This window comes from uncultured Winogradskyella sp., assembly GCF_947496485.1.
GTDB lineage: Bacteria > Bacteroidota > Bacteroidia > Flavobacteriales > Flavobacteriaceae > Winogradskyella.
Genome location: NZ_CANMCZ010000003.1, coordinates 491,311 through 512,975, shown reverse-complemented (window position 1 = coordinate 512,975; position 21,665 = coordinate 491,311). Strand labels below are relative to the sequence as shown.

General features: G+C 33.9%; 11 protein-coding genes and 1 pseudogene. 4 read left to right on the top strand and 8 right to left on the bottom strand.

What is annotated here, in order from left to right; translation table 11 throughout:
- Positions 1-133: 133 nt before the first annotated feature.
- The 3 genes and pseudogenes from Q0822_RS12595 to Q0822_RS12585 all read right to left on the bottom strand — a co-directional run.
- A pseudogene (locus tag Q0822_RS12595) lies at positions 134-217 on the bottom strand (hypothetical protein); the annotation flags it as partial.
- Positions 211-492: a CHAT domain-containing protein gene (locus Q0822_RS12590; RefSeq protein WP_366125109.1), complete on the bottom strand. Its 282-nt coding sequence runs from the start codon at positions 490-492 to the stop codon at positions 211-213. The pseudogene Q0822_RS12595 and the gene Q0822_RS12590, both read right to left, overlap by 7 nt.
- Positions 493-561: 69 nt before the next feature.
- Complete coding sequence (locus Q0822_RS12585) at positions 562-2,229, bottom strand: formate--tetrahydrofolate ligase (protein ID WP_299124153.1); 1,668 nt, start codon at positions 2,227-2,229, stop codon at positions 562-564.
- A 139-nt stretch (positions 2,230-2,368) separates the two neighbouring features.
- Here Q0822_RS12585 and era point away from each other — a divergent pair, with 139 nt between their 5' ends.
- Positions 2,369-3,253, top strand: coding sequence for a GTPase Era (gene era, locus Q0822_RS12580; protein ID WP_299124185.1), 885 nt, complete (start codon positions 2,369-2,371; stop codon positions 3,251-3,253).
- Here era and Q0822_RS12575 read toward each other — a convergent pair.
- The 5 genes from Q0822_RS12575 to Q0822_RS12555 all read right to left on the bottom strand — a co-directional run bounded on the left by Q0822_RS12575 (position 3,244) and on the right by Q0822_RS12555 (position 14,621).
- Positions 3,244-3,744, bottom strand: coding sequence for a GTP-binding protein (locus Q0822_RS12575; RefSeq protein ID WP_299124151.1), 501 nt, complete (start codon positions 3,742-3,744; stop codon positions 3,244-3,246). The two genes, era and Q0822_RS12575, sit on opposite strands and share 10 nt — an antisense overlap.
- Before the next feature lie 23 nt (positions 3,745-3,767).
- Positions 3,768-5,651 carry an OmpA family protein gene (locus tag Q0822_RS12570; protein ID WP_299124149.1) on the bottom strand — a complete coding sequence of 628 codons (1,884 nt, stop codon included), beginning with the start codon at positions 5,649-5,651 and terminating at the stop codon, positions 3,768-3,770.
- Between the two features lie 10 nt (positions 5,652-5,661).
- Positions 5,662-6,600: a type IX secretion system membrane protein PorP/SprF gene (locus tag Q0822_RS12565; RefSeq protein WP_299124148.1), complete on the bottom strand. Its 939-nt coding sequence runs from the start codon at positions 6,598-6,600 to the stop codon at positions 5,662-5,664.
- A 15-nt stretch (positions 6,601-6,615) separates the two neighbouring features.
- Complete coding sequence (locus Q0822_RS12560; protein WP_299124147.1) at positions 6,616-12,294, bottom strand: gliding motility-associated C-terminal domain-containing protein; 5,679 nt, start codon at positions 12,292-12,294, stop codon at positions 6,616-6,618.
- Between the two features lie 188 nt (positions 12,295-12,482).
- Complete coding sequence (locus Q0822_RS12555) at positions 12,483-14,621, bottom strand: LysM peptidoglycan-binding domain-containing protein (protein WP_299124145.1); 2,139 nt, start codon at positions 14,619-14,621, stop codon at positions 12,483-12,485.
- Between the two features lie 363 nt (positions 14,622-14,984).
- Here Q0822_RS12555 and der point away from each other — a divergent pair, with 363 nt between their 5' ends.
- The 3 genes from der to Q0822_RS12540 all read left to right on the top strand — a co-directional run bounded on the left by der (position 14,985) and on the right by Q0822_RS12540 (position 21,610).
- On the top strand, positions 14,985-16,289 hold the full coding sequence (gene der, locus Q0822_RS12550) for a ribosome biogenesis GTPase Der (RefSeq protein WP_299124143.1): 1,305 nt from the start codon (positions 14,985-14,987) through the stop codon (positions 16,287-16,289).
- Positions 16,290-16,303: 14 nt separating this feature from the next.
- The gene (locus tag Q0822_RS12545) at positions 16,304-18,742 is read left to right on the top strand and encodes a T9SS type B sorting domain-containing protein (protein ID WP_299124141.1); all 2,439 of its coding nucleotides are present in this window, start codon (positions 16,304-16,306) and stop codon (positions 18,740-18,742) included.
- Positions 18,743-18,829: 87 nt separating this feature from the next.
- On the top strand, positions 18,830-21,610 hold the full coding sequence (locus tag Q0822_RS12540; RefSeq protein WP_299124139.1) for an outer membrane beta-barrel protein: 2,781 nt from the start codon (positions 18,830-18,832) through the stop codon (positions 21,608-21,610).
- Positions 21,611-21,665: the final 55 nt, after the last annotated feature.

Below are 21,665 nucleotides of genomic sequence, written 5' to 3'. Positions count from 1 at the left end.
AAATTAAAATAAGGGTAATTCCTAATATCCAAAATACTAGGTTAGAAGACGCTTTTATATCTGTTGGCGAATTATCACCAATTAAAACCAAACTATCCCAATATTGCGGAGCTAGCGCTCTGCCTTTAACTCTAGATAAATACTTGATTTTTACTTGCCTAAGTGCTTCATCTTTGTTTAGCCCATTGGATAAATTGTCATAGAAATACTTTAAAATTTGAGCAATAGATTGTTCGTCAATTTTCCATATACTGGTTCATATGCTTTCACTGCCATCATAATTAAAAGCATGGCCAATAATATCATACCTTCACCAGATTGGTGTGTTGGTTTGCTAGTTTCACATGCAGTCAGTATTGCCAAATTAGATGATAAATTCTGATTGTTTATTTCGTAGGTGTATAGAGAATTATTCTCATCAGATACATTTTTAGCGAAAATAAGGTGCGATAACTCTGGTGATACATTATTTGATTCGGCATGTGTGCCTATATTAATAATCTTGTGTTCTTTGGCTTATTCTAAAAATATTTGTTTTAGTCAATTATTATAAAAGTTAGATCAAAAGAGTCCTGTAATTTCACCGCTATCACTTATGTCAATACCTTCTGAAGCTGGATGCGCAGGTAAGCCTGGCATACGCATTATATCACCAGTTATAGGGATTAAAAAGCCAGCACCAGCTGCAATTTCAATTTCTCTTACTGTTATAATAAAATCTTTTGGACGGCCTAATAGTTTAGGATTATCAGACAGAGATTTTTGAGTTTTGGCAACACATATTGGCAACTTATCTAAGCCCAATTCTTTAATTTTTTTAAGCTGTGATTTTGCACTTGAATTATAATCTACATGCTCTGCACCATAGATTTTTTGAGCTATAGTTTCTATTTTTTCTTCAACATCCATATCCCACTTATACAGTGGTTTAAACGGTTCCTTACATTTTTCGGCTACTTCAATAACGTGTTTAGCCAGTTCAATAGCACCATCACCTCCTTTAGCCCAAACATTAGCTACTGCAACTCGTATATTTTTAACTTTTGCAAAATCTTTAACGAGTTGAATTTCTTCTTTGCTATCAGATTTAAAACGATTGATAGCAATTATTGGTGTGACATTAAATTGCTTAATGTTTTCTAGATGTTTTTCTAAATTTGGTAAGCCTAGTCTTAATGCTTCAATATTTGAAATATTTAAAGCCTTTAAACCTGCACCTCCATGATATTTTAATGCTCTAATAGTTGTGGTTAATACAACAGCTTTTGGCGAAATATTAGCACTTTGACATTTAATATCGAAGAATTTTTCTGCACCAAGATCAAAACCAAAACCAGCTTCTGTAACCGTATAATCAGAATAGGTCATTCCCATTAAGGTGGCAATAACTGAGTTGGTCCCTTGTGCAATATTAGCAAAAGGACCTCCATGAATAATCGCTGGATTACCTTCAATAGTCTGAACTAAATTGGGTTTAATCGCATGTCTCAATAATGTTGCCATGGCTCCGGCTACCTTGAGATCTCTAGCATAGATAGGTTTTTTATCCATGGTGTAGCCAATGAATATGTTTCCTAAACGTTTTTTTAAATCACCAAGACTGGTTGCAATACAGAGAATTGCCATTATTTCAGAAGCTGCTGTAATATCAAAACCAGTCTCACGTGGCACGCCTGAAGTAGTACCACCCAAGCCTACAATAATTCGTCTTAATGCTCGGTCATTCATGTCTATAACACGTTTCCAGGTAATGGTTCTTGCGTCTAAACCTAAAGAGTTTGTTTTACTTTGAATGTTATTATCAATAATAGCAGCGAGTAAGTTGTGTGCTTTTTCTATTGCCGAAAAATCACCAGTAAAATGCAAATTTATATCTTCTAATGGTAAAACTTGAGAATGCCCTCCACCAGTTGCTCCTCCTTTAATACCGAAAACAGGACCTAAAGAAGGTTCTCTAAGAACTACTGTTGTCTTTTTTTGTAATTTATTTAAGGCTTCAGATAATCCAATAGAAATTGTAGTTTTACCTTCACCAGCTGGTGTTGGAGAAATTGCTGAAACTAATATGAGATTACTGTTTTTTGCCTTTTCTCTATCAATTTTTGAAAGTGGTAACTTAGCTTTATACTTACCATACATTTCAATATCATTAGAATCGATTCCAAATTTCTTTGCTATTGTAGTAATGGGTTTTAATTCTATTTGCTTTGCAATCTGAAGATCATTCATAACAAGAATTCATAAATTAGTATGTTATAAAATTATAGTATTAAATACAGCAAAAGGGTGATTTTTGTCATGTTCATTGAGTAATTTGTTATGTTTTGAAAGATTGACCTTAAAGGTTGTAACTTTGCAAAAAAGTTTAATTATGCATAAAGCGGGTTTTGTAAATATTATTGGGAATCCAAACGTTGGTAAGTCTACATTGATGAATGCTTTTATAGGCGAAAAACTATCTATAATTACATCAAAAGCGCAGACAACAAGACATAGAATCTTAGGAATTGTTAATGGAGATGATTTTCAAGTCATATTGAGTGATACACCAGGTATTATAAAGCCAGCTTATGAGTTGCAACAATCTATGATGGATTTTGTAAAATCAGCGTTTGACGATGCAGATGTTTTGGTTTATATGGTTGAAATTGGTGAGAAAGAACTAAAAGATGAAGCATTTTTCAAAAAGATTACAAATTCCAAAATTCCTGTTTTATTGTTGCTGAATAAGATTGACAAATCTAATCAAGAGCAGTTAGAGGAGCAGTCGGAATTATGGCAAAGCAAAGTTCCAAATGCTGAATTTTTCCCAATTTCAGCTACAGAAGGCTTTAATGTTCAAAATGTATTTAATAGAATAATAGAATTGTTACCTGAATCTCCTGCTTTTTATCCCAAGGATCAATTAACGGATAAACCAGAACGTTTTTTTGTTAATGAAGCCATTAGAGAAAAAATCTTGATGCATTACAAAAAAGAAATTCCATATGCTGTAGAAGTAGATACTGAAGAGTTTTTTGAAGAAGAAGACATAATTAGAATGCGTTCAGTAATTATGGTTGAACGCGAAACGCAAAAAGGAATAATTATAGGTCATAAAGGTTCTGCTTTAAAACGCGTTGGAGTAGAGGCACGTAAGGATTTAGAAAAGTTCTTCGGCAAACAAGTGCATTTAGAACTTTATGTAAAGGTTAATAAAAACTGGAGAAGCAACCAAAACCAGTTGAGACGTTTCGGTTATAATCAGCGATAATCTCTCAAAGTTTCTTTCATAAAAGCATGTAGTTTATACATTTCTGGTTTCCCTTTGGTTTTGCCCATTCGTCCTGCAAAGTAGAGAACAAACCAAATTATTACCATAAACAGTGTGAGGAATAGTTGAATAGCATAAGAATTTCCTAAAGTTGCATTTGTATAAGTCCAAATTCCGAAACCAATAAAAAGACCTGCAACTATAAAATGCAAAAACATAAACAGAGTCCATACAGTAGGGTTAGGTCCGAAAAGGCCATAAACTGTAGCATTATTCTCATCTATTTCGTTAATCTCTAAATGTAATTGTGGTGACCAAAAATGTTGTTCTTGTTTCGGGAATTTTATAAAAACATGGTCGTCTATTCGAGTTAATACAAATTCAGATTGACTAGCTTTAGCCGTTTCAAATCCTTTTAGCAATTTCTCATTGTTAGTTTGTACGTCAAATTTAAAACGTGGCCTTAATACTATGTCATTAGAAAGTTCCATAGTTATGCGTGGTAATAATCTTTTTATTTCAAAATAAGGAATTCACAACGTCTATTTATTGAAAATTCTGTTTCAGTACAGTAATCGCCACATGGAACCAGTGGTTTGGTTTCTCCATAACCTTTTGATGTTAAACGTGCTCTTGATATACCATTTTCAACAAGATATTCTAAAGTGGAACGCGCTCTTTTTTCAGACAGATCCATATTAAACTCAAATCCTGCCCTAGAATCGGTATGTGCTCCAAGTTGAATTTCCATACGAGGATATTTTTTAAGTAATGCAACTAATACATCTAGAGTTCTTGCAGCTTGTGGTTTTATATCCCATTTCGCAAAATCAAAATAAATATTTTCTAATTCAATGTAGGTATTACCGTATTCATCATCTGTAACTATTTCCTCCGCGTCTTTATAAGATTCTATTTCAAGCTCAATATTAAATTCTATGTTACCACTATCATTAGTATCAAAAAATTCTATTTCTGGAATATATTTTGGTTGAAATCCTTCTATAGAATAACTTCTGTTTGGTCGTGTTTCTAACTTATATCTAGCATCTTCTCCTGTAAACGTCTCTGATACTATATTTCCTTCTTCATCAAACAAGGTCACAGTTGTATTTGGCAGTAAATCGCCTGTGACTTTGTCTGTTACTATACCTTCAATATAATAGACTCTATCAGTTGGAATACGTTCAAATGTATATATATGATCAGTACCGCTTCTGTTTGAAGATATATATCCTGTTTCTAACGAATCTATAACTATAAAGGCAAAATCGTCTTTTTCACTATTTATCGATTCTCCTAAGTTGAGAGCATCTAAATAATTACCATCTTTTATACTACTAGAAAATAAATCTAGACCACCAAATCCACGCTTACCGTTTGAAGCAAAGTAGAGTGTGCTGTCTTTTGCCATAAAAGGAAATTGTTCTCTACGTACCGAATTAATGGATTTTCCTAAATTAACAGGTTCGCCAAATGTATTATCTTCCATTATATCCACATAAAAAATATCAAAAGAGCCTATACTATTTGGCATATCGCTCGAAAAATACAATTTGGTTTCATCGTGATTTAAAGCTGGATGCATCGTAGAGTATATATTACTTGAAAAAGAAACAGGCTCTACGTTTGTCCACTCATTATCAATTAATTCTGCTTTAAAAATACTTACAACAGCAATTTTTGTAGAATCTAAATCAATACGTTTTTTAAGGTTTCTAGAAAAATACATAGTTTTACCGTCTTTAGTAAAAACGGCATTACTTTCGTGTTGGTTCTTGGTATTTATTTTTTTATTAAAGGGTTTAATACTATCTATTGAAATAGAATCACCTAATGTAATTTTAGCCTCATATAAATCTAAATATGGCTCTGCATTCCAATTATAATATGGGTTTTTGATGTTCAAAGTTGAAGCAAAAACCACTTTATTTTTATAAAGTCCAACTCCGAAGCTAGAACCACCAATTTTATCCGTAAAACTTTTTAGTTCATATTCGTATGGTATGATTCTCTTTAGCAGTGATTTAAAATTAGCAGTATTAAAAGGGTCGTTTAGTTTTATTGCTGATACATTGTCTGCTTCTTCATATTTTTTTAGACCTTTTAAAACATCAACAAATTTGATGTAGAATTTTTCGTTTAAATCTGATTCAATGCTTAAATCTTTTATTTGACTGTAAGCTCCATACGCCTTTTCATATTCAGAATTATAATAGTAGCAATCTCCCAGTTTTTCTAAAACTAAATTAGTTTTAGGAAGTTGCGCATAGATTTCTGCTGCCTCCACATAGGCTCTATTTTCATAAAGTAAATCTGCTTTTCTCATTGATTGAGAAAAACATAACATTCCCGTAGTTAAAGCAGCTAGTAAAATATATAGTTTAAAATTCTTCATTTCATTTCAATTAGAAAAACCTTGGAGATTTATCATAGCCTTGTCCTTGTTTACCAATATTAAATAATAAAAATATTTCGTGTGTACCTGAATTAAACCTTCCTAAATTAGAAAGTGTATGATCATATGCATAACCAATTCGAATAGCATCAGACATCGAAAAATTAACAATACCGCTTACAGAATCATCTAAACGATATCCAACACCAAATTCTACCATATCATTTACTAATACATTAGCAGTTAAATCTACAGATAAACGCGCTCCATTCACATGTTTAGCCATAAAAGCATATTTAAATTTATTATTATTCCCAAAATTAAGAACATAACCTCCGGTAAAAAAGAAATGAATATTTTCTGAGCCTTGGGTAACAATACCACTATCTTCACTAAGATGCTTGGTTTCCAATAGATTTGGTGCAGAGAGTCCTAAATAATAATTTTCTGAAAAAAAGAACAAACCTGCTCCAATATTTGGGAACGTTCTACTAATATTCTCTTCAAATGCAGGATCTGGCAATGGGTCTGAATACACAAAACCATCGAAATTTGTATTAAAAAAAGTAGCTCCTGCTTTTATACCAAAAGATAATTTTGTAGTCTCACTGACAGGAAGTACATAAGCTATATCTACAAAAGCACTGGTTTGTCTTACTACATCATCTCCAATTTGATCATGAACAAATGATATACCACCTTCTAATCTATCAGTAATCACAGAATGTGCAAATAAATTTGTTGTAGTTGGGCCGCCAACAGATTGTGCCCATTGTGAACGATGAAGTAAACCGAGATTTAGAGTAGTATTATCATCAGTTGCATATGCAGGATTTATAACACTCATATTATACATGTATTGAGTGTATTGAGGATCTTGTTGAGCATGAATTGATAAACCTATAATCAGGATTAAAACTACTAAACTATGTTTTATTATACTTCTCATCTAACTATATCCTAATTATCTACTAAGGTAAACTCTGCCTTGCAAAGGTTCGCGTTCTCCATCATTAAATTCTAATATATAAAAATACACACCAACTGGTAAAAGAGTGTCATTATTTTTCCATGTGCCATCCCATTTTGGGGAATTTATATCACCTTCATAGAGTATGTTTCCATACCTATTGTATATACTTAACTTAAATTTTGGATAAAGATCATCTAAAAATAAAATGTCAAATACATCATTGATTGAATCTCCATTCGGTGAAAAACCATCAGGTATCAAAAGATCACCAATACATTCAATCAAACTGACTGTGACTTCTAGTCTTATTGTACTCTCGCAACCATTCTCTGATTGAATTGAAGCATAATAAGTTTGACCATCTTCAAGAACTTCTGAGTCAGAATGGCTATTACCTCCCACCGGTTCATCATACCAAATAATAATTTCAGAATCAATAATGTTTGCTGTTAAATTAGCTATAGTTGGTATATCTTCTTCGCATAACTCACCTCCGTTATCAATAATCTGAGGTGTTGCCACCTCTTCAACTAATATTTTAGCAGGTTCTATAAAATCTGTAACTGCACTACAGGTTTGTCCTATAAAGAATAGTTGAGATAATGTCACCAACGTAATGCCAGGATTTGGTAATAAGTTTTGTGCAACTATAAACGATGAATTTCCGCCACTAATCGTTATAGCTGTTGTGTTTAAAGATACATTTGCTTCAGTAAGCAGGTAAACAATAGTGTAATCTCCATCTGGTAACTGATTGGCTCCTGTAATATCAACCACTACATCTTCTGGAAAACCTAAACAGATAACATTGTCTTCAATAGACATTTCTAGACCTGAAGCGTCTGGTAAATCGTTAATAATTACGGTCACATTAGCTGAAGCTGTTAATCCACATTCTGCAGAGTTTACAGTGTAAGTATATATCCCCTGAACATCTATGTTTGGATCGAAAATACCTGTTCCGCTATTAAGAGCTGGTGACCAAGTTCCACCACCTTCAGGTGTTCCACCAAGACTTTCAAATAAGTCTACTGATTCTAAATCATCGATACAGAGATTAAGTGTACTGTCAATACCAGCGTTTGGTGGCACAACTATCGAAACCGTTACATTTGCAATCGCTGCAGGACAAGTTGATACACCTCCTGAAACTGTATAAACATAGGTTCCACTAGAGTCTAATGTCGGATCAAAAATACCTGTCCCACTAGTTAGCGCAGGTGACCATGTACCTCCTAATTGTGGTGTACCGCCTAAGCTATCAAATAAATCAACAGCACTACCATTACTACAAAGTTCAATTAAACCGTCACTCCCAGCATCATTAGGCTGATCAATAATAACGGTGACTGTTGCAGAACTATTTCCACATATTGAAGTTATTGTATAGGTATAAATACCAGCATTATCAATTGATGGGTTAAAAACACCAGTTCCACTATTGAGCATTGGTGACCAAGTTCCACCAGTATCTGGCATACCCCCTAAACTATCAAATAAATCCACTAATTCAATTGTACCATTACAAAAATTTAGTATCCCATCATCACCAGCATTCAGTGCTTGTGTAAGTGAAACTGTAACACTTGCTGAAGCTGGAGGACAAAGTGATGAACTATTAGAAATCGAGTAAGTATAAGTTCCAGCGGCATCTATATTAGGATCAAAAATACCAGTTCCACTATTAAGAGCTGGTGACCAAGTTCCACCTGGCTGAGGTGTTCCGCCTAAACTATTAAATAAATCTACAGCCACATCAGTGTCACAAAGATCAATAGAGCCATTAATACCTGCATCATTTAATTCAGAAAAAGTAACATTTACTGTAGCTGAACTTGTTCCACATGATGAATTTATAGTATAAGTATAATTACCTTCAGGATCTATGTTCGGATCAAAAATACCTGTTCCACTGTTTAGTGTCGGAGACCAAGTTCCACCAGTTTGAGGTGTTCCTGCAAGGCTATCAAATAAATCTACTGAATTTGTAGCGTTACATAAGTTAAGTGTTCCGTCGTTTCCAGCATCTGGTTCTTGTAAAACTGTAACTGTAACAGTTGCTGAAGCCGCAGAACAAAGTGATGAACTATTAGAAATGGTATAAGTATAAGTACTAGCAGAATCAATGTTAGGATCAAAAATTCCAGTTCCACTAGCTAGAGTAGGCGACCAAGTTCCACCTGGCTGAGGTGTTCCGCCTAAACTATTAAATAAATCTACAGCAGTATCATTTTCACAAAGATCAATTGATCCATTAGTGCCTGCGTCGTTTAAATTAGTTAAAGAAACTGTTACAGTTGCAGAGCTTATTCCACAAGTAGAAGTTACAGTGTATGTATAAACGCCTTCAGCATCTATGTTAGGATCAAAAATTCCAGTTCCGCTAGCAAGTGTCGGAGACCAAGTTCCACCAGTTTGAGGTGTTCCTGCTAGGCTATCAAATAAATCTACTGAATTTGAAGCATTACAGAGATTTAATGTTCCGTTACTTCCTGCATCAGGCTCTTGTATAACTGTAACTGTGACAGCAGCAGAGGCTGCAGGACACAGCGACGAACTATTCGAAATCGTATAAGTATAAGTACCAGCAGAATCAATACTAGGATCAAAAATACCTGTTCCGCTATTAAGAGCAGGTGACCAAGTTCCACCTGATTGAGGTGTTCCACCTAAACTATTAAACAAATCTACAGCAGCATCATTGTTACAAAGATCAATACTACCATTAGTACCTGCATCGTTTAAATTAGTTAAAGAAACTGTTACAGTTGCAGAACTTGTTCCACAAGCAGAAGTTACAGTGTATGTATAAACGCCTTCAGGATCTATATTAGGATCAAAAATACCAGTTCCACTTGTAAGTGTAGGAGACCAAGTTCCTCCAGTTTGAGGTGTTCCTGCAAGACTATCATATAAATCTACTGAATTTGAAGCATTACATAAATTAAGTGTTCCGTTACTTCCTGCATCTGGTTCTTGTAAAACAGTAACTATAACAACTGCAGATGCATCAGGACATAATGTAGTACTATTTGAAACTGTATATGTATATGTGCCGCCAGAATCTACGCTAGGATCAAAAACACCAGTTCCACTAGCAAGCATGGGTGACCATGTTCCACCAGTATCTGGAGTTCCACCTAGACTATTAAATAAATCTACTATTGAATCATTGGTACATAGTTCAATTGCACCATTGCTTCCCGCACTATTTGATTCATCAACAGAAACTGTGACTGTCGTAGAACTATTTCCACATATAGAACTTATTGTGTAAGTATAAATACCTTCTGGATCTATACTAGGATCAAAAATTCCAGTTCCGCTGATAAGAATTGGTGACCATACTCCGCCTATATCTGGAGTTCCACCAAGACTATTAAATAAATCGACTGAATTAGCTGTATTACAAATAGTCAATGTACCATCGTTTCCTGCATCTGGAGCTATTTCTAAAGTAACTATAACAGTCGCAGAATCATTCGCACAAGGACCACCAGGAGAAGTTGTATAGGTATAAATACCACCTGAATCTAAACTAGGATCAAAAATTCCTGTACCACTAGCAAGCGCAGGTGACCAAGTACCACCAACATCAGGTGTTCCACCAAGACTGTTAATAAGGTCCACAGGTGTATCATCAGTACATATAGTTAAGGCTCCGTTTAGACCAGCAACTAAAAAAGGAGTCACAGAAATCGTAACAGTTGCAGAAGCATCAGCACAAGGGGTTGTTCCGACCACAGTGTATGTGTAAATACCATCAGCATCAATTGTAGGATCAAAAATACCTGTGCCACTAGCAAGTGCTGGTAACCAAGTTCCACCTAGGTCTGGAGCACCTTCTAAACTATCAAACAAATCTATTGTTCCTGTATTATCACAAATTTCTACAGTTGCATCTATACCTGCATTAGGTTCTTGAATTATTGAAACATTAACAGTTGCAGAAACATTAGGGCATGGTGCTATACCTGTTAAAGTGTAAGTATAAACTCCTGGTGCATCTGCTGTAGGATCAAAAATTCCTGTACCACTAGTCAGTGTTGGTGACCATGTTCCTCCAGTTTCTGGAGTACCTCCAAGACTATCAAATAAATCAACAGAAGCTGTATCATTACTGCAGAGATCTAGTATGGCATTAGAACCAGCATCTGGTAATGGATTAACAGTGATAGTAACTGTTGATGAAGTATCAGGACAAGGAGTATTTCCTGTAAAAGAATATGTGTAAACGCTTTGGGTATCTACTAATGGGTCAAAAACACCAGTTCCGCTATTAAGTGCCGGAGTCCAGATTCCACCAGTATCTGGATTACCTCCAAGACTATTAAACAAATCTATCGTCCCATCACTATCACAAATTTCTATGGTTCCGTCTTCACCAGCATCCAAGAATTGTGTAACAGAAATTGTAACTGTAGCGGATACATCGTTACAAGGAGCGGTTCCACTAACAGTGTATGTATAAATACCTGCATTGTCAATAGAAGGATTAAATTCGCCTGTACCACTAGCAAGAGCAGGTGACCATATTCCACCTATATCTGGAGTTCCTCCAAGACTATTAAATAAATCTATGGAATCATCTATACTGCATAATTCAGCAGTACCATTAGTACCAGCATCAGGCCCAAGAGTCGTAGTTACTGTAACGGTAGAAGATTCATCAGGACAACTGTTGGTTGAGGTTAATGTGTAGGTGTAAATTCCATCTGGATCTATACTGGGATCGTAAACACCTGTTCCACTGTTAAGCATTGGAGACCAAGTTCCTCCAGATTGAGGCGAACCGCCTAATAAAGTAAACAAATCAACAGGTGAGTTGACATCGCTATCACATAATTCTAATATAGCATCATTACCAGGATCTAATCCATTGTTCAAAATAACTAAGACTCCTAATCTTCCGAAGCTTTCACATGGTGGATCTAAAGAAGTACCATAATACACTTGCCCATTTATTAATGGAGTATTGCTTGGTAAAGCGAAGGCAGAAAATAATGAAATATACCAATTGTTTGTGCCAGTAGCTACTAAATCACCTACGGTTGGTGTAAATTCTGATGTAACACAAAATTCTTGAACGGCATCTCCAGTAGGAACAGGAGTGAAACCGACTTTTACTAAAACAGTAAGTCTCGATGTTCTACAACCTGTATCTGGATTTGCCTGATCCGCATAGTACAAAGTGTCGTCTATTAATATGGTGCTATCACTTAGTGGAACACCACCAGAAGGAGATAAATACCATTGTACGTCGTTTCCTGTAGCTTGCAAATCAGCAACAGTTGCAAGTGTTGGGTCATCTAAACAAACTCCTTGAAAGTTTTGACCTGTTGGTGGACCATATATAATGACGTCAACGCGTTGTCTAGCACCACACATTCCTGTATTGTCATCTGCATAATAATCTTCACCACTTATAAGACTTGCTAAATTTGATAGAGGTACAGTAGAAGTTGCGGTTTCGTACCAAACAATACCGCCACCATTGTCTATAGCTTCTAAGTCTCCAACTAAAACGGATTCAATATCACATAAAGACTGAAAATTATTTGTAACTGTTGGGCATTGAGCATTAACCGAAGATAATCCGTAGGTAAATAATAAAAGTAGAAATACTAATAATTTATAATAAGTTTTAAAACTTTGCGATTTGGCTCTCATTAAAAAAATTTAAAATAATTACTTTTTGTTGAAATCGATGCCATGGATTAGAACAGCAAGTTCAATTTTTGATTTTGTTCTTGCTAAATCGCGTGATGAGGGGAAACAAATATATGTAAATCGCATTGACTTCGCAAAATAAAAATTTAACAGTTTTGTAGGTTTTCATAATTAACCATTCAAATTTGTTAATCAAGTTCAATCAAGCCTTTGATAGAATCGTATTGTAATAAATAAAGGCCAGTATTTGAATAATTTGTGTCATTTGTCTTTTTATATTCAAACTTTAAGTGAGGGTGCTTAGATGTAATCGTACTTATTGTATTTTCAAATGATGAATTTTGAGAGAGTCTCAATAAAACATCTAAAGTGATATCAAAACCTAATATAGCATGCTTTGAAGGTTTCTTATTAAATAAAATTTCATAGTTATTTTTAAAATCAGACTTTACGTCACTATTTTCCTGATCCATATTGGTTGGAAATATTAGTTTTAAAACTTTATATCTGAGGTCCGAAACTTCACTTTGCTCAGGTATTAGTGAATCGTCAATTAAAACCAATTGAATATTATATTCTGATAGTTTACTCATTAAGGCAGTAGTAGAGTTTAAAAAAACAATAGTTTTTTCACTATCTAAAACTATATAGTTGAGTTTATCTTTTTTGAGAGTTAATTGAAGTACATTGTTTTTAAAAAATCCAGCATTATCAACTTTTAAGAATTTAGCATCAGGAATAGTGTTTATGATTAGCTCTTTATTTCTTGCTTCGTCTAGATCACTAACCACGATAACTTGAGAACCTTGACCAGCTATATAATTTAATGTTTTTGTTTTTTGGAAATTTTCTGATGGAATTGATTTGTAAATGATACTATTTTCAATAGGACTGATATTAGATCCAATGTCGATTACTGAGACGGTTTCGTTAGATTCTAATTCAGGAAAACGCGCGCCATCTTCTAAAAAAGGAATAAGAATGGCGTTCTTTTTATATGAACTTTCAATCTTTAGTTTCGATTCTACATCACTCTCTTTAATTAAGGTAATATCGAAATTTAAATTTAACGTTAGAGCTGAATCTATGGCCATTTGAGAACCTTGAAAAAAGTCTAGATACTTTTCATAATTATCATTATTATTCAGCATTTTTTGCCTTAATTCCGGTGAGCTAAGTTCATTACCAGAGAAAGGAGTATAAAAATATAAACCATTTGTATTAGAAGTATCTAAATTAGAATACAAAGCAGCATTTCTATTAGTCTCAATTTCATCTACTTGATTTGAAGAATTTGTTGAAACAGAATTAGAATCTATATTTGCTTGTGTTGGGTCTATTGGCATTTTAATAACGGCACCAGCATTGACAGCTGTTAAGAGCTTTGGATTCAATGTGGTTAGTTGGTCTATGGTCATACCAGCTTTTCTAGATAAGCTAAATAGAGTTTCCTTTGGTTGAATTACGTAGTCTACGTAACGTCCATCTGTTGTATCTTCTGCAGTGTTGGTAGAATCTATTTGTGTAACTGTAGTATCTTCGTTAGTATCAGTATTCTCATTATTGTCGTTAGCATTTACACTTACAATAGTATTGTCAACGTTAAGCTTATGTCCAGCCATTAACATATCAACAATATGTGGATTTTTAGCTTCAAGCTCAGCAATACTCATATTAAACCTTCGTGCTAACTCAAATTTGGTATCGCCACGCACTACTAAATATTCTCCAGCTATGGGTAATTCTGAATTTTTATCTGGTATAATTAAAGTTTGTCCTATCTGGAGAAACTCAGATAGTCTATTGGCATTTGCCGCAGTCAAAAGTTGTAAACTAATACCATTTCTTCTTGCAATTCCCCAAAGTGTTTCACCTTTTACTACTATATGCTCTCCCTCTTTTGCTTGGCGCGCTTCTTCTTTAATCGTTTTGTCTACATTAATAATATGACCAGCTTGTAACATTCTTACTATATGAGGATTTTGCTGTTCTAACATAGCAATACTTACTCCAAATCGTCTTGAGAGTCCGGATTTGGTTTCACCACGTTTCACTTCATAATTAGAGATTTGAGATTCACTAATTACGGTATTATTTGATGTATTTGAAGCGTTAGACTGAGGAATTCTTAAAGTTCTACCAGCATATATAATATCTTCAGAGCCTGGGTTTAATTGAAAAATAGCATTCATGCTAACACCATATGTTCTGGAGATTGAATAAACACTTTCACCTTTTTGAATGGAGTGCTCTATAATATTTTGTTGAGCTATTGTAAGATTTGAGCCTAAAAATAGAATTATAAAAAGCGTAAAAAATTTCCCCATTCCCTTTTAATGTTTTTTAAATCATCAATCATGCTAATAAGCTTTATTAATTCGGCTTATTGATTTTTAATATTGGTTATAACTTCTTTAGAAAGGGCCTTTATTCTTGTAGGAAGTCTACATCTAACCGATTAGAAAGCTACTAAAAATGTGATTGTATATTTAAGGACTAAAATTACTAAAAATATAAGCTATAGTTTCTAAATCTATACTTCTTATCAACAGGATATTAACAATAATTGCGTAGTGTTTATCTGGGTTTTAATATTAGTTGATCGTTATTATTTCTCCTCAATGAAAATTAATAGATTGTTCATTATAACTAACGTGTAAGTACTATCTTTGTAGCCTTAAATAAAAACAATGAGTAGTATAGTAGCTGTAGTAGGTCGACCTAATGTTGGAAAATCAACGTTTTTTAACCGTTTGATTAAAAGACGAGAGGCAATTGTTGATGCTGTTAGTGGTGTTACAAGAGATCGACACTATGGAAAAACGGACTGGAACGGTAAAGAGTTTTCTTTGATAGATACAGGCGGCTATGTGGTTGGTAGTGATGATGTTTTTGAAGCTGAAATTGATAAACAAGTAGAACTTGCGATTGATGAGGCAGATGCTATTATTTTTATGGTCGATGTTGAGGCTGGAGTTACCGGTATGGATGAAGATGTAGCTAAATTGCTTAGAAAAGTAGATAAGCCTGTTTTTTTGGTTGTAAACAAAGTCGATAACAATAAACGAGCTGAAGATGCTGTGGAGTTTTATTCTTTAGGACTTGGCGATTATTATACAATTGCCAGCATCAATGGAAGTGGAACAGGTGATCTTTTAGATGCTGTAGTTGAAGCCTTACCAGAAAAGGAGGACGTTGAGGAAGAAGAGTTGCCACGTTTTGCTGTAGTTGGAAGACCAAATGCTGGAAAATCATCTTTCATAAATGCATTAATAGGTGAAGAGCGTTACATAGTTACAGATATTGCAGGTACCACAAGAGATTCTATTGATACAAAATACAATCGTTTTGGATTTGAATTTAATTTGGTTGATACAGCTGGGATTCGTCGTAAATCTAAAGTAAAAGAAGATTTAGAATTTTACTCTGTAATGAGAAGCGTAAGAGCGATTGAGCATAGCGATGTTTGTATGCTTGTTTTAGATGCTACTCGTGGCTTCGACGGTCAGGTTCAGAATATTTTTTGGTTAGCAGAACGTAATAGAAAAGGAATTGTAATTCTTGTAAATAAGTGGGATTTGGTTGAGAAAGATACCAAAACAGCAAAATCGTTTGAAAAACATATTAGAGAACAAATCGCTCCGTTCACAGATGTGCCCATAGTATTTATTTCAGTATTGAATAAACAAAGAATCTTTAAAGCGATTGAAACGGCTGTTGAGGTATATAAGAACAGGACCAAGCGCATTAAAACTAGTGTGCTTAATGATACTTTGTTACCTATTATAGAGCATCAACCACCGCCAGCTTACAAAGGTAAATTTGTGAAAATAAAGTACATTATGCAGTTGCCAACACCACAACCACAATTTGCGTTTTTCTGTAATTTACCACAATATGTAAAAGAACCTTATAAGCGTTTTTTAGAAAATCAACTTAGAGATCATTTCGATTTTACAGGTGTGCCTGTAAGTGTGTATATGCGGAAAAAATAGTATTTTTATCTGCTATGAAAAAAAACAAGTACACTTTGATTGCACTATTCTTATTGGTGAGTCATTTTGAAACGTTTTCACAAAATCAACCACCACAAATAAGTGTTGAGGGTCAACAAACGTATTGTTCAGATGTTCCAATGCCAATCGTTACATCTGTTAGCATCTCAGATCCAAATCCTGAAGATGTTTTATTATCTGAAATTTTCGTTCAAATTGCTGAAGGTTATGAATTTGGGCAGGATATGCTAACCTTAGGAGGTGTTAATCCTAATATAACTTCTAGTTGGAACGCTTCTGAAGCACTTTTAACACTTACAGGACCAGCAACATTTTCAGAGTTTGAATATGCTGTTGAAAATGTGTTTTTTCAAACAACGCAACTGGTTTTTAACCAAGATAGGCAGTTTGCTATCAACTTGAGTGATGCTAATTATTTACCAAGTACAGGACATTATTATATTTATGAAGCTAACACAGGAATTACCTGGGCAGAAGCAAGAAATCTAGCTGCTTCACAGACTTATTTTGGCTTACAAGGTTATTTAGCAACCATAACTACAGAAGAGGAATCTCAGTTAGCGGGAGAACAAAGTGCTGGTACAGGCTGGATTGGTGGTTCTGATTCAGAAACAGAAGGGACTTGGAAATGGGTTACTGGACCTGAGGCAGGACAGGTTTTTTGGCAAGGTGCAGTCAATGGAAATGCCCCAAACGGTACATATTCATTTTGGAATACTAATGAGCCTAATAATTTAGGAGACGAAGACTATGCGCATATTACAGCACCAAATGTAGGTATTTTAGGGTCTTGGAACGATTTATCAAATTCTGGAAGTACTAATCCAAATAGCGATTACCATCCTCAAGGTTATATCGTAGAATTTGGCGGAATGCCAAATGAACCAGAAATTAATTTGTCTGCAAGTAGTACAATTATGATGCCTAGACTCTTAAGTAACAATATAGCACTTTGTGGACCTGGAGAAACAACTCTTATTATAGAAGCAACAACTAATGATGTGCTGTGGTACGAATCTTCAGCTTCATTAGCACCTATACATTCAGGTTTAACTTACAATATTAACATTAATGAGACAACGACATATTGGTTGCAACCTGTTGTAAATGGTTGCATTAATAGCACTATCAAATCTCCACTTACAGTAACTGTAAATCCAATTCCAAATGTCATCAATATTGTTATTAATCAATGCGAAGATGAGGTAATGGATGGTATTTCTAATTTTAACTTAAGTGAATATAGTGATGTAATTGTTGTGGACGATTTAGAAAATATAAGCGTCCAGTTTTTTGAGACATCAGATTCAATTATTCCATTAAATGAAGAAAACTATTCTAATCAATATAATAATCAAACTATTTTTGCATTGGTAACAAATATATTGACTAACTGCAATATTACTGCTGAAGTTTTGTTATCTGTAAATATAAATACCACCAATAGCGCAAGTTTAACAGTATGTGATAATTTAGAAGAAACAGGCCTTGTTAATTTTGACTTAGCATCTGCTACTGCACAAATTCTCAATGGTGAGTCAGCAGATATTTCTATACTCGGCTTTTATGAAACCTATAACAAAGCACTGCTTCAAGAAGACCAATTAGGTAATACATATACAAATGTAGAGCCATATAGTCAAACAATATTTGCTAGGTTAGAAAAGAACGGAAACTGTTATAGTATTGCAGAAATTGACTTAATTGTAGAGTTGCTTCCTAATCTTCTTGATGATGAAACAGTATATTATTGTCTAAACTCATTCCCTGAAAGAATTACATTGTCTGGTGGCATAGTTGATGATACACCAAATAACTATTATTACAATTGGTCAACAGGAGAAACTACAATGGAGATTGAAGTCAATGAGCCAGGTACATATTCTGTAAGTGTTACAAAACCTTATGGATGCTCTAATGAACGGACAATTACAGTTTTACCTTCTAGTACTGCGATTTTTGAAACAATACAAGTAACAGATGTATCAGAAAGCAACACTGTTGCAGTTTTGGTTTCTGGTGAAGGTGATTATGTTTTTGCTTTAGATGATGAAAATGGACTTTATCAAGAGTCAAACATATTTACCAGTGTTATTGCTGGTGTCCATACGATTTTTGTAAAGGATATTAAAAATGATTGTGGTATAGTCTCAGAAGTCATTTCTGTTTTAGGCTTTCCTAATTTTTTTACACCAAATGGAGATGGAGAAAATGATACATGGCAAATTTCAGGTTTTTATCCTGAATTTCCTTTAACTGCCTCCATAACTGTTTTTGATCGTTATGGTAAGTTAATCATTGTCCTTAATGAAAATAATCCCAGTTGGGATGGACACTACAGTGGTAAATTATTACCAACGGATGATTACTGGTTTGTAGCTCATCTTTTGGATGGTAGAACCTTTACAGGTCATTTTACGTTAAAAAGATAAATTTTATAATGCTTTTAAGAATTTTCATACGAATTATTCTTTTCTTACGTTTCTATTTTTGAAAACGCTATTCATCAATCAACCATCATGAAAAAACTGTTTATAGTTTTTGCACTACTCTTTGTAATCCATTCATTCTCTCAAGAAAAATCATTTGAAATTACAGGAACACTTATCGCAGAAGATAGCAATAACCCAATTGAGTCTGCAACAATATACTTAGAGCGTATAAAGGATAGTACAGTAGTATCTTATACAATTTCTGATAAAGAAGGAAAGTTTAAACTCCAAAGTTCTACATATGATAAAAAATTAAACTTTTATGTTTCTTATGTAGGTTACAAAACGTATTTGAAGCAATTAGCAATCGATAGAGAAAAAATTGATTTGAGTATAATTAAAATGCAATTAGATAATCAGCTCGATGAAGTTTTGGTAAAATCTACAGCGCCAATTACCATAAAGAAAGATACCCTTGAGTTTAACGTAAAATCTTATAAAACTAGAAAGGATGCTACAGTAGAAGATTTACTCAAACAGTTACCAGGCGTAGAAGTAGACGATGAAGGAAAGATTACAGTCAATGGAAAGGAAGTTAATAAAATCCTAGTAAACGGAAAACCATTTTTTGGAGACGATCCTACCATTACTACTAAGAATTTGACCAAAGATATTATTGAGAAAATTCAGGTTGTTGATACGAAAACTAAAGCTGAGGCTTTTACAGGCGATGAAGGTGATAAAGAAAATAAGACTATCAATCTTACTATTAAGGAAGAAAATAATAAAGGCATATTTGGTCGGGCATCTGTTGGCGCTGGTACAGATAAGCGTTATGAATTTGCTGGTATGATTAATCTCTTTGATAATGATAGAAGAATAAGTGTACTCACAGGTGGTAATAATACTAATTCACCAGGTTTCAGTTTTGGGGAAATTTCTAAGATGTTCGGAAATGGTGGAGGGATATCCTTTAATAGTAGCGGATCTTTTTCTGTTGGTGGTCGATCATTTGGTGGCGGACAAGGTATAACTACATCGCAAAATGCAGGTGTAAACTTTGTAGATGAAATAGGTAAGGGCACCGAAATAGTTTCAGACTACTTCTATTCTTCTAGTAATTCTGAAAATGAGTCTTCATCACAACGCGAAACTATTTTGGCAGATTCGCGCTTTTTTAGTAATTCAAGTTCAACGTCGCAAAGTGATACTGATAGTCATAGTTTTAATGTAGAATTTGAAATAGAAACAGATACCACTTTTCAAATTACTATAGAACCAGGATTTAACTTCTCAAGATCTAAAACTTTATACTCTAGTACTGACGAAACTTTAGATGAAGATTTGGTACTTACTAATGAATCTGACGTCAATTCTAATGTAGAGAGTACTGCTAGTGAATTCACTAATGAAATACAAATAACAAAGCGATTTGGTAGTAAAGGAGCGTATTTGCGATTTAGAATGGATAACAGAGTTAGCAAGCAAAATAGTGATGATTTTATAAATTCTAATACTGAGATTTTTGGAGATAACTCAGAAACCATTATTAGGAATCAATTTACGGATGGTGAAAATAATAGCTATGGAATCACAACAGAATTACGATATAGGTTGCCCATAATAGCAAAAAAGTTTTTTATGGATTTACGGTACATAAATATTCTTGATAAAGATAAAAACACTCAATCAACTTTTGACTTTAATGAAATTACTCAAGATTTTACTGATTTCAATTCAGAACTAAGTACTGACTTTAAATATAGCGACAGGCAGAATGTCCCAGAAGTTGGTTTAACATATAGAGGTGAAAAGTGGTCTACATGGTTAAGAATTGGTTATAACATGAGAGTGCTAAAAAATGAAGATCTTCTGCGTTCAGAATTTAATGTAGAACGAAATTTTAAAAATATTCAAGCACGTTATAATCTTAATTACAGATTTAGTCCAAAATCCTCTGTATACTTGGGTTATAACCTTACAAATAATCCACCAGCGCTTAGACAATTACAGGCATTTACAGATGTATCTAATCCTTTAAATATAATTATTGGTAATCCTAATTTAGGGCCTTCTAATAGACATAGTATGTATTCAGGTTATAATGCTTTTGATTGGCAAAAACGTTCTGGATTTTATGCTAATGTCAATGCTAATTTTACTAATGATCAAGTGATTTCTAAAACGGTTGTTGATCCTGAGACCCTAAGAAGAACTACAACATACGAAAATGTGAATGGGAATTACAGCTATGGAATTTCGGGTAATTACGATAAGGACATAAAACTAGATACCTTGAGGAGTATCAAGTTTAGAATAAGAGCTCGTTATAATTTCTCTGAGCGAATTAATTTTAATAATGATATAAAATATGCGAGTCAGGTGAAAACAATATCACCAAGGTTTGGTATAGATTTTATTTGGGATAAAGTGATGGAGTTTAAGCCTTATTACCAGCTCAATTTTACTAATAATGCTTACAATATTGCTGCGTTTGAAAATAGAGCGTTTACCAGTCATGATGCGGGTTTAAGAACTGCGACTTTTTTACCCAAAGAATTAGAGTGGAGAAACGATATCAGTTTTAATTATAATCCTAATGTGGCAGATGGTTTTCAAAAGAGTGCTTGGTTTTGGAACTCTACATTGGCTTACACAATACTTAAAGATAAAGGGATAATAACACTGAAGGTATATGATTTACTGAATCAAAATACAAATGCCAGACGTATTGCTACGCAAGACTATATAGAAGATTCGCAGAGTACAGTTTTGAGACAATATTTTATGCTAAGCTTTAGTTACAAGTTTAACAGTTTAGGCTCTAAAGGAGAAACGAATGATGATGATTTTTTCTTTTTTGATTAGGTGATTTATACTATATAAGCGTACTTAATGCTTAGACGGCTAATTCAAACCGATT

What these genes read in the sequence shown, in the direction of transcription:
- Q0822_RS12545 (WP_299124141.1), top strand. Translation starts at nt 16,304, where the DNA reads ATGAAAAAAAACAAGTACACTTTGATTGCACTATTCTTATTGGTGAGT.
- Q0822_RS12565 (WP_299124148.1), bottom strand. Translation starts at nt 6,600, where the DNA reads ATGAGAAGTATAATAAAACATAGTTTAGTAGTTTTAATCCTGATTATA.
- Q0822_RS12555 (WP_299124145.1), bottom strand. Translation starts at nt 14,621, where the DNA reads ATGGGGAAATTTTTTACGCTTTTTATAATTCTATTTTTAGGCTCAAAT.
- Q0822_RS12560 (WP_299124147.1), bottom strand. Translation starts at nt 12,294, where the DNA reads ATGAGAGCCAAATCGCAAAGTTTTAAAACTTATTATAAATTATTAGTA.
- Q0822_RS12575 (WP_299124151.1), bottom strand. Translation starts at nt 3,744, where the DNA reads ATGGAACTTTCTAATGACATAGTATTAAGGCCACGTTTTAAATTTGAC.
- Q0822_RS12570 (WP_299124149.1), bottom strand. Translation starts at nt 5,651, where the DNA reads ATGAAGAATTTTAAACTATATATTTTACTAGCTGCTTTAACTACGGGA.
- der (WP_299124143.1), top strand. Translation starts at nt 14,985, where the DNA reads ATGAGTAGTATAGTAGCTGTAGTAGGTCGACCTAATGTTGGAAAATCA.
- Q0822_RS12585 (WP_299124153.1), bottom strand. Translation starts at nt 2,229, where the DNA reads ATGAATGATCTTCAGATTGCAAAGCAAATAGAATTAAAACCCATTACT.
- Q0822_RS12540 (WP_299124139.1), top strand. Translation starts at nt 18,830, where the DNA reads ATGAAAAAACTGTTTATAGTTTTTGCACTACTCTTTGTAATCCATTCA.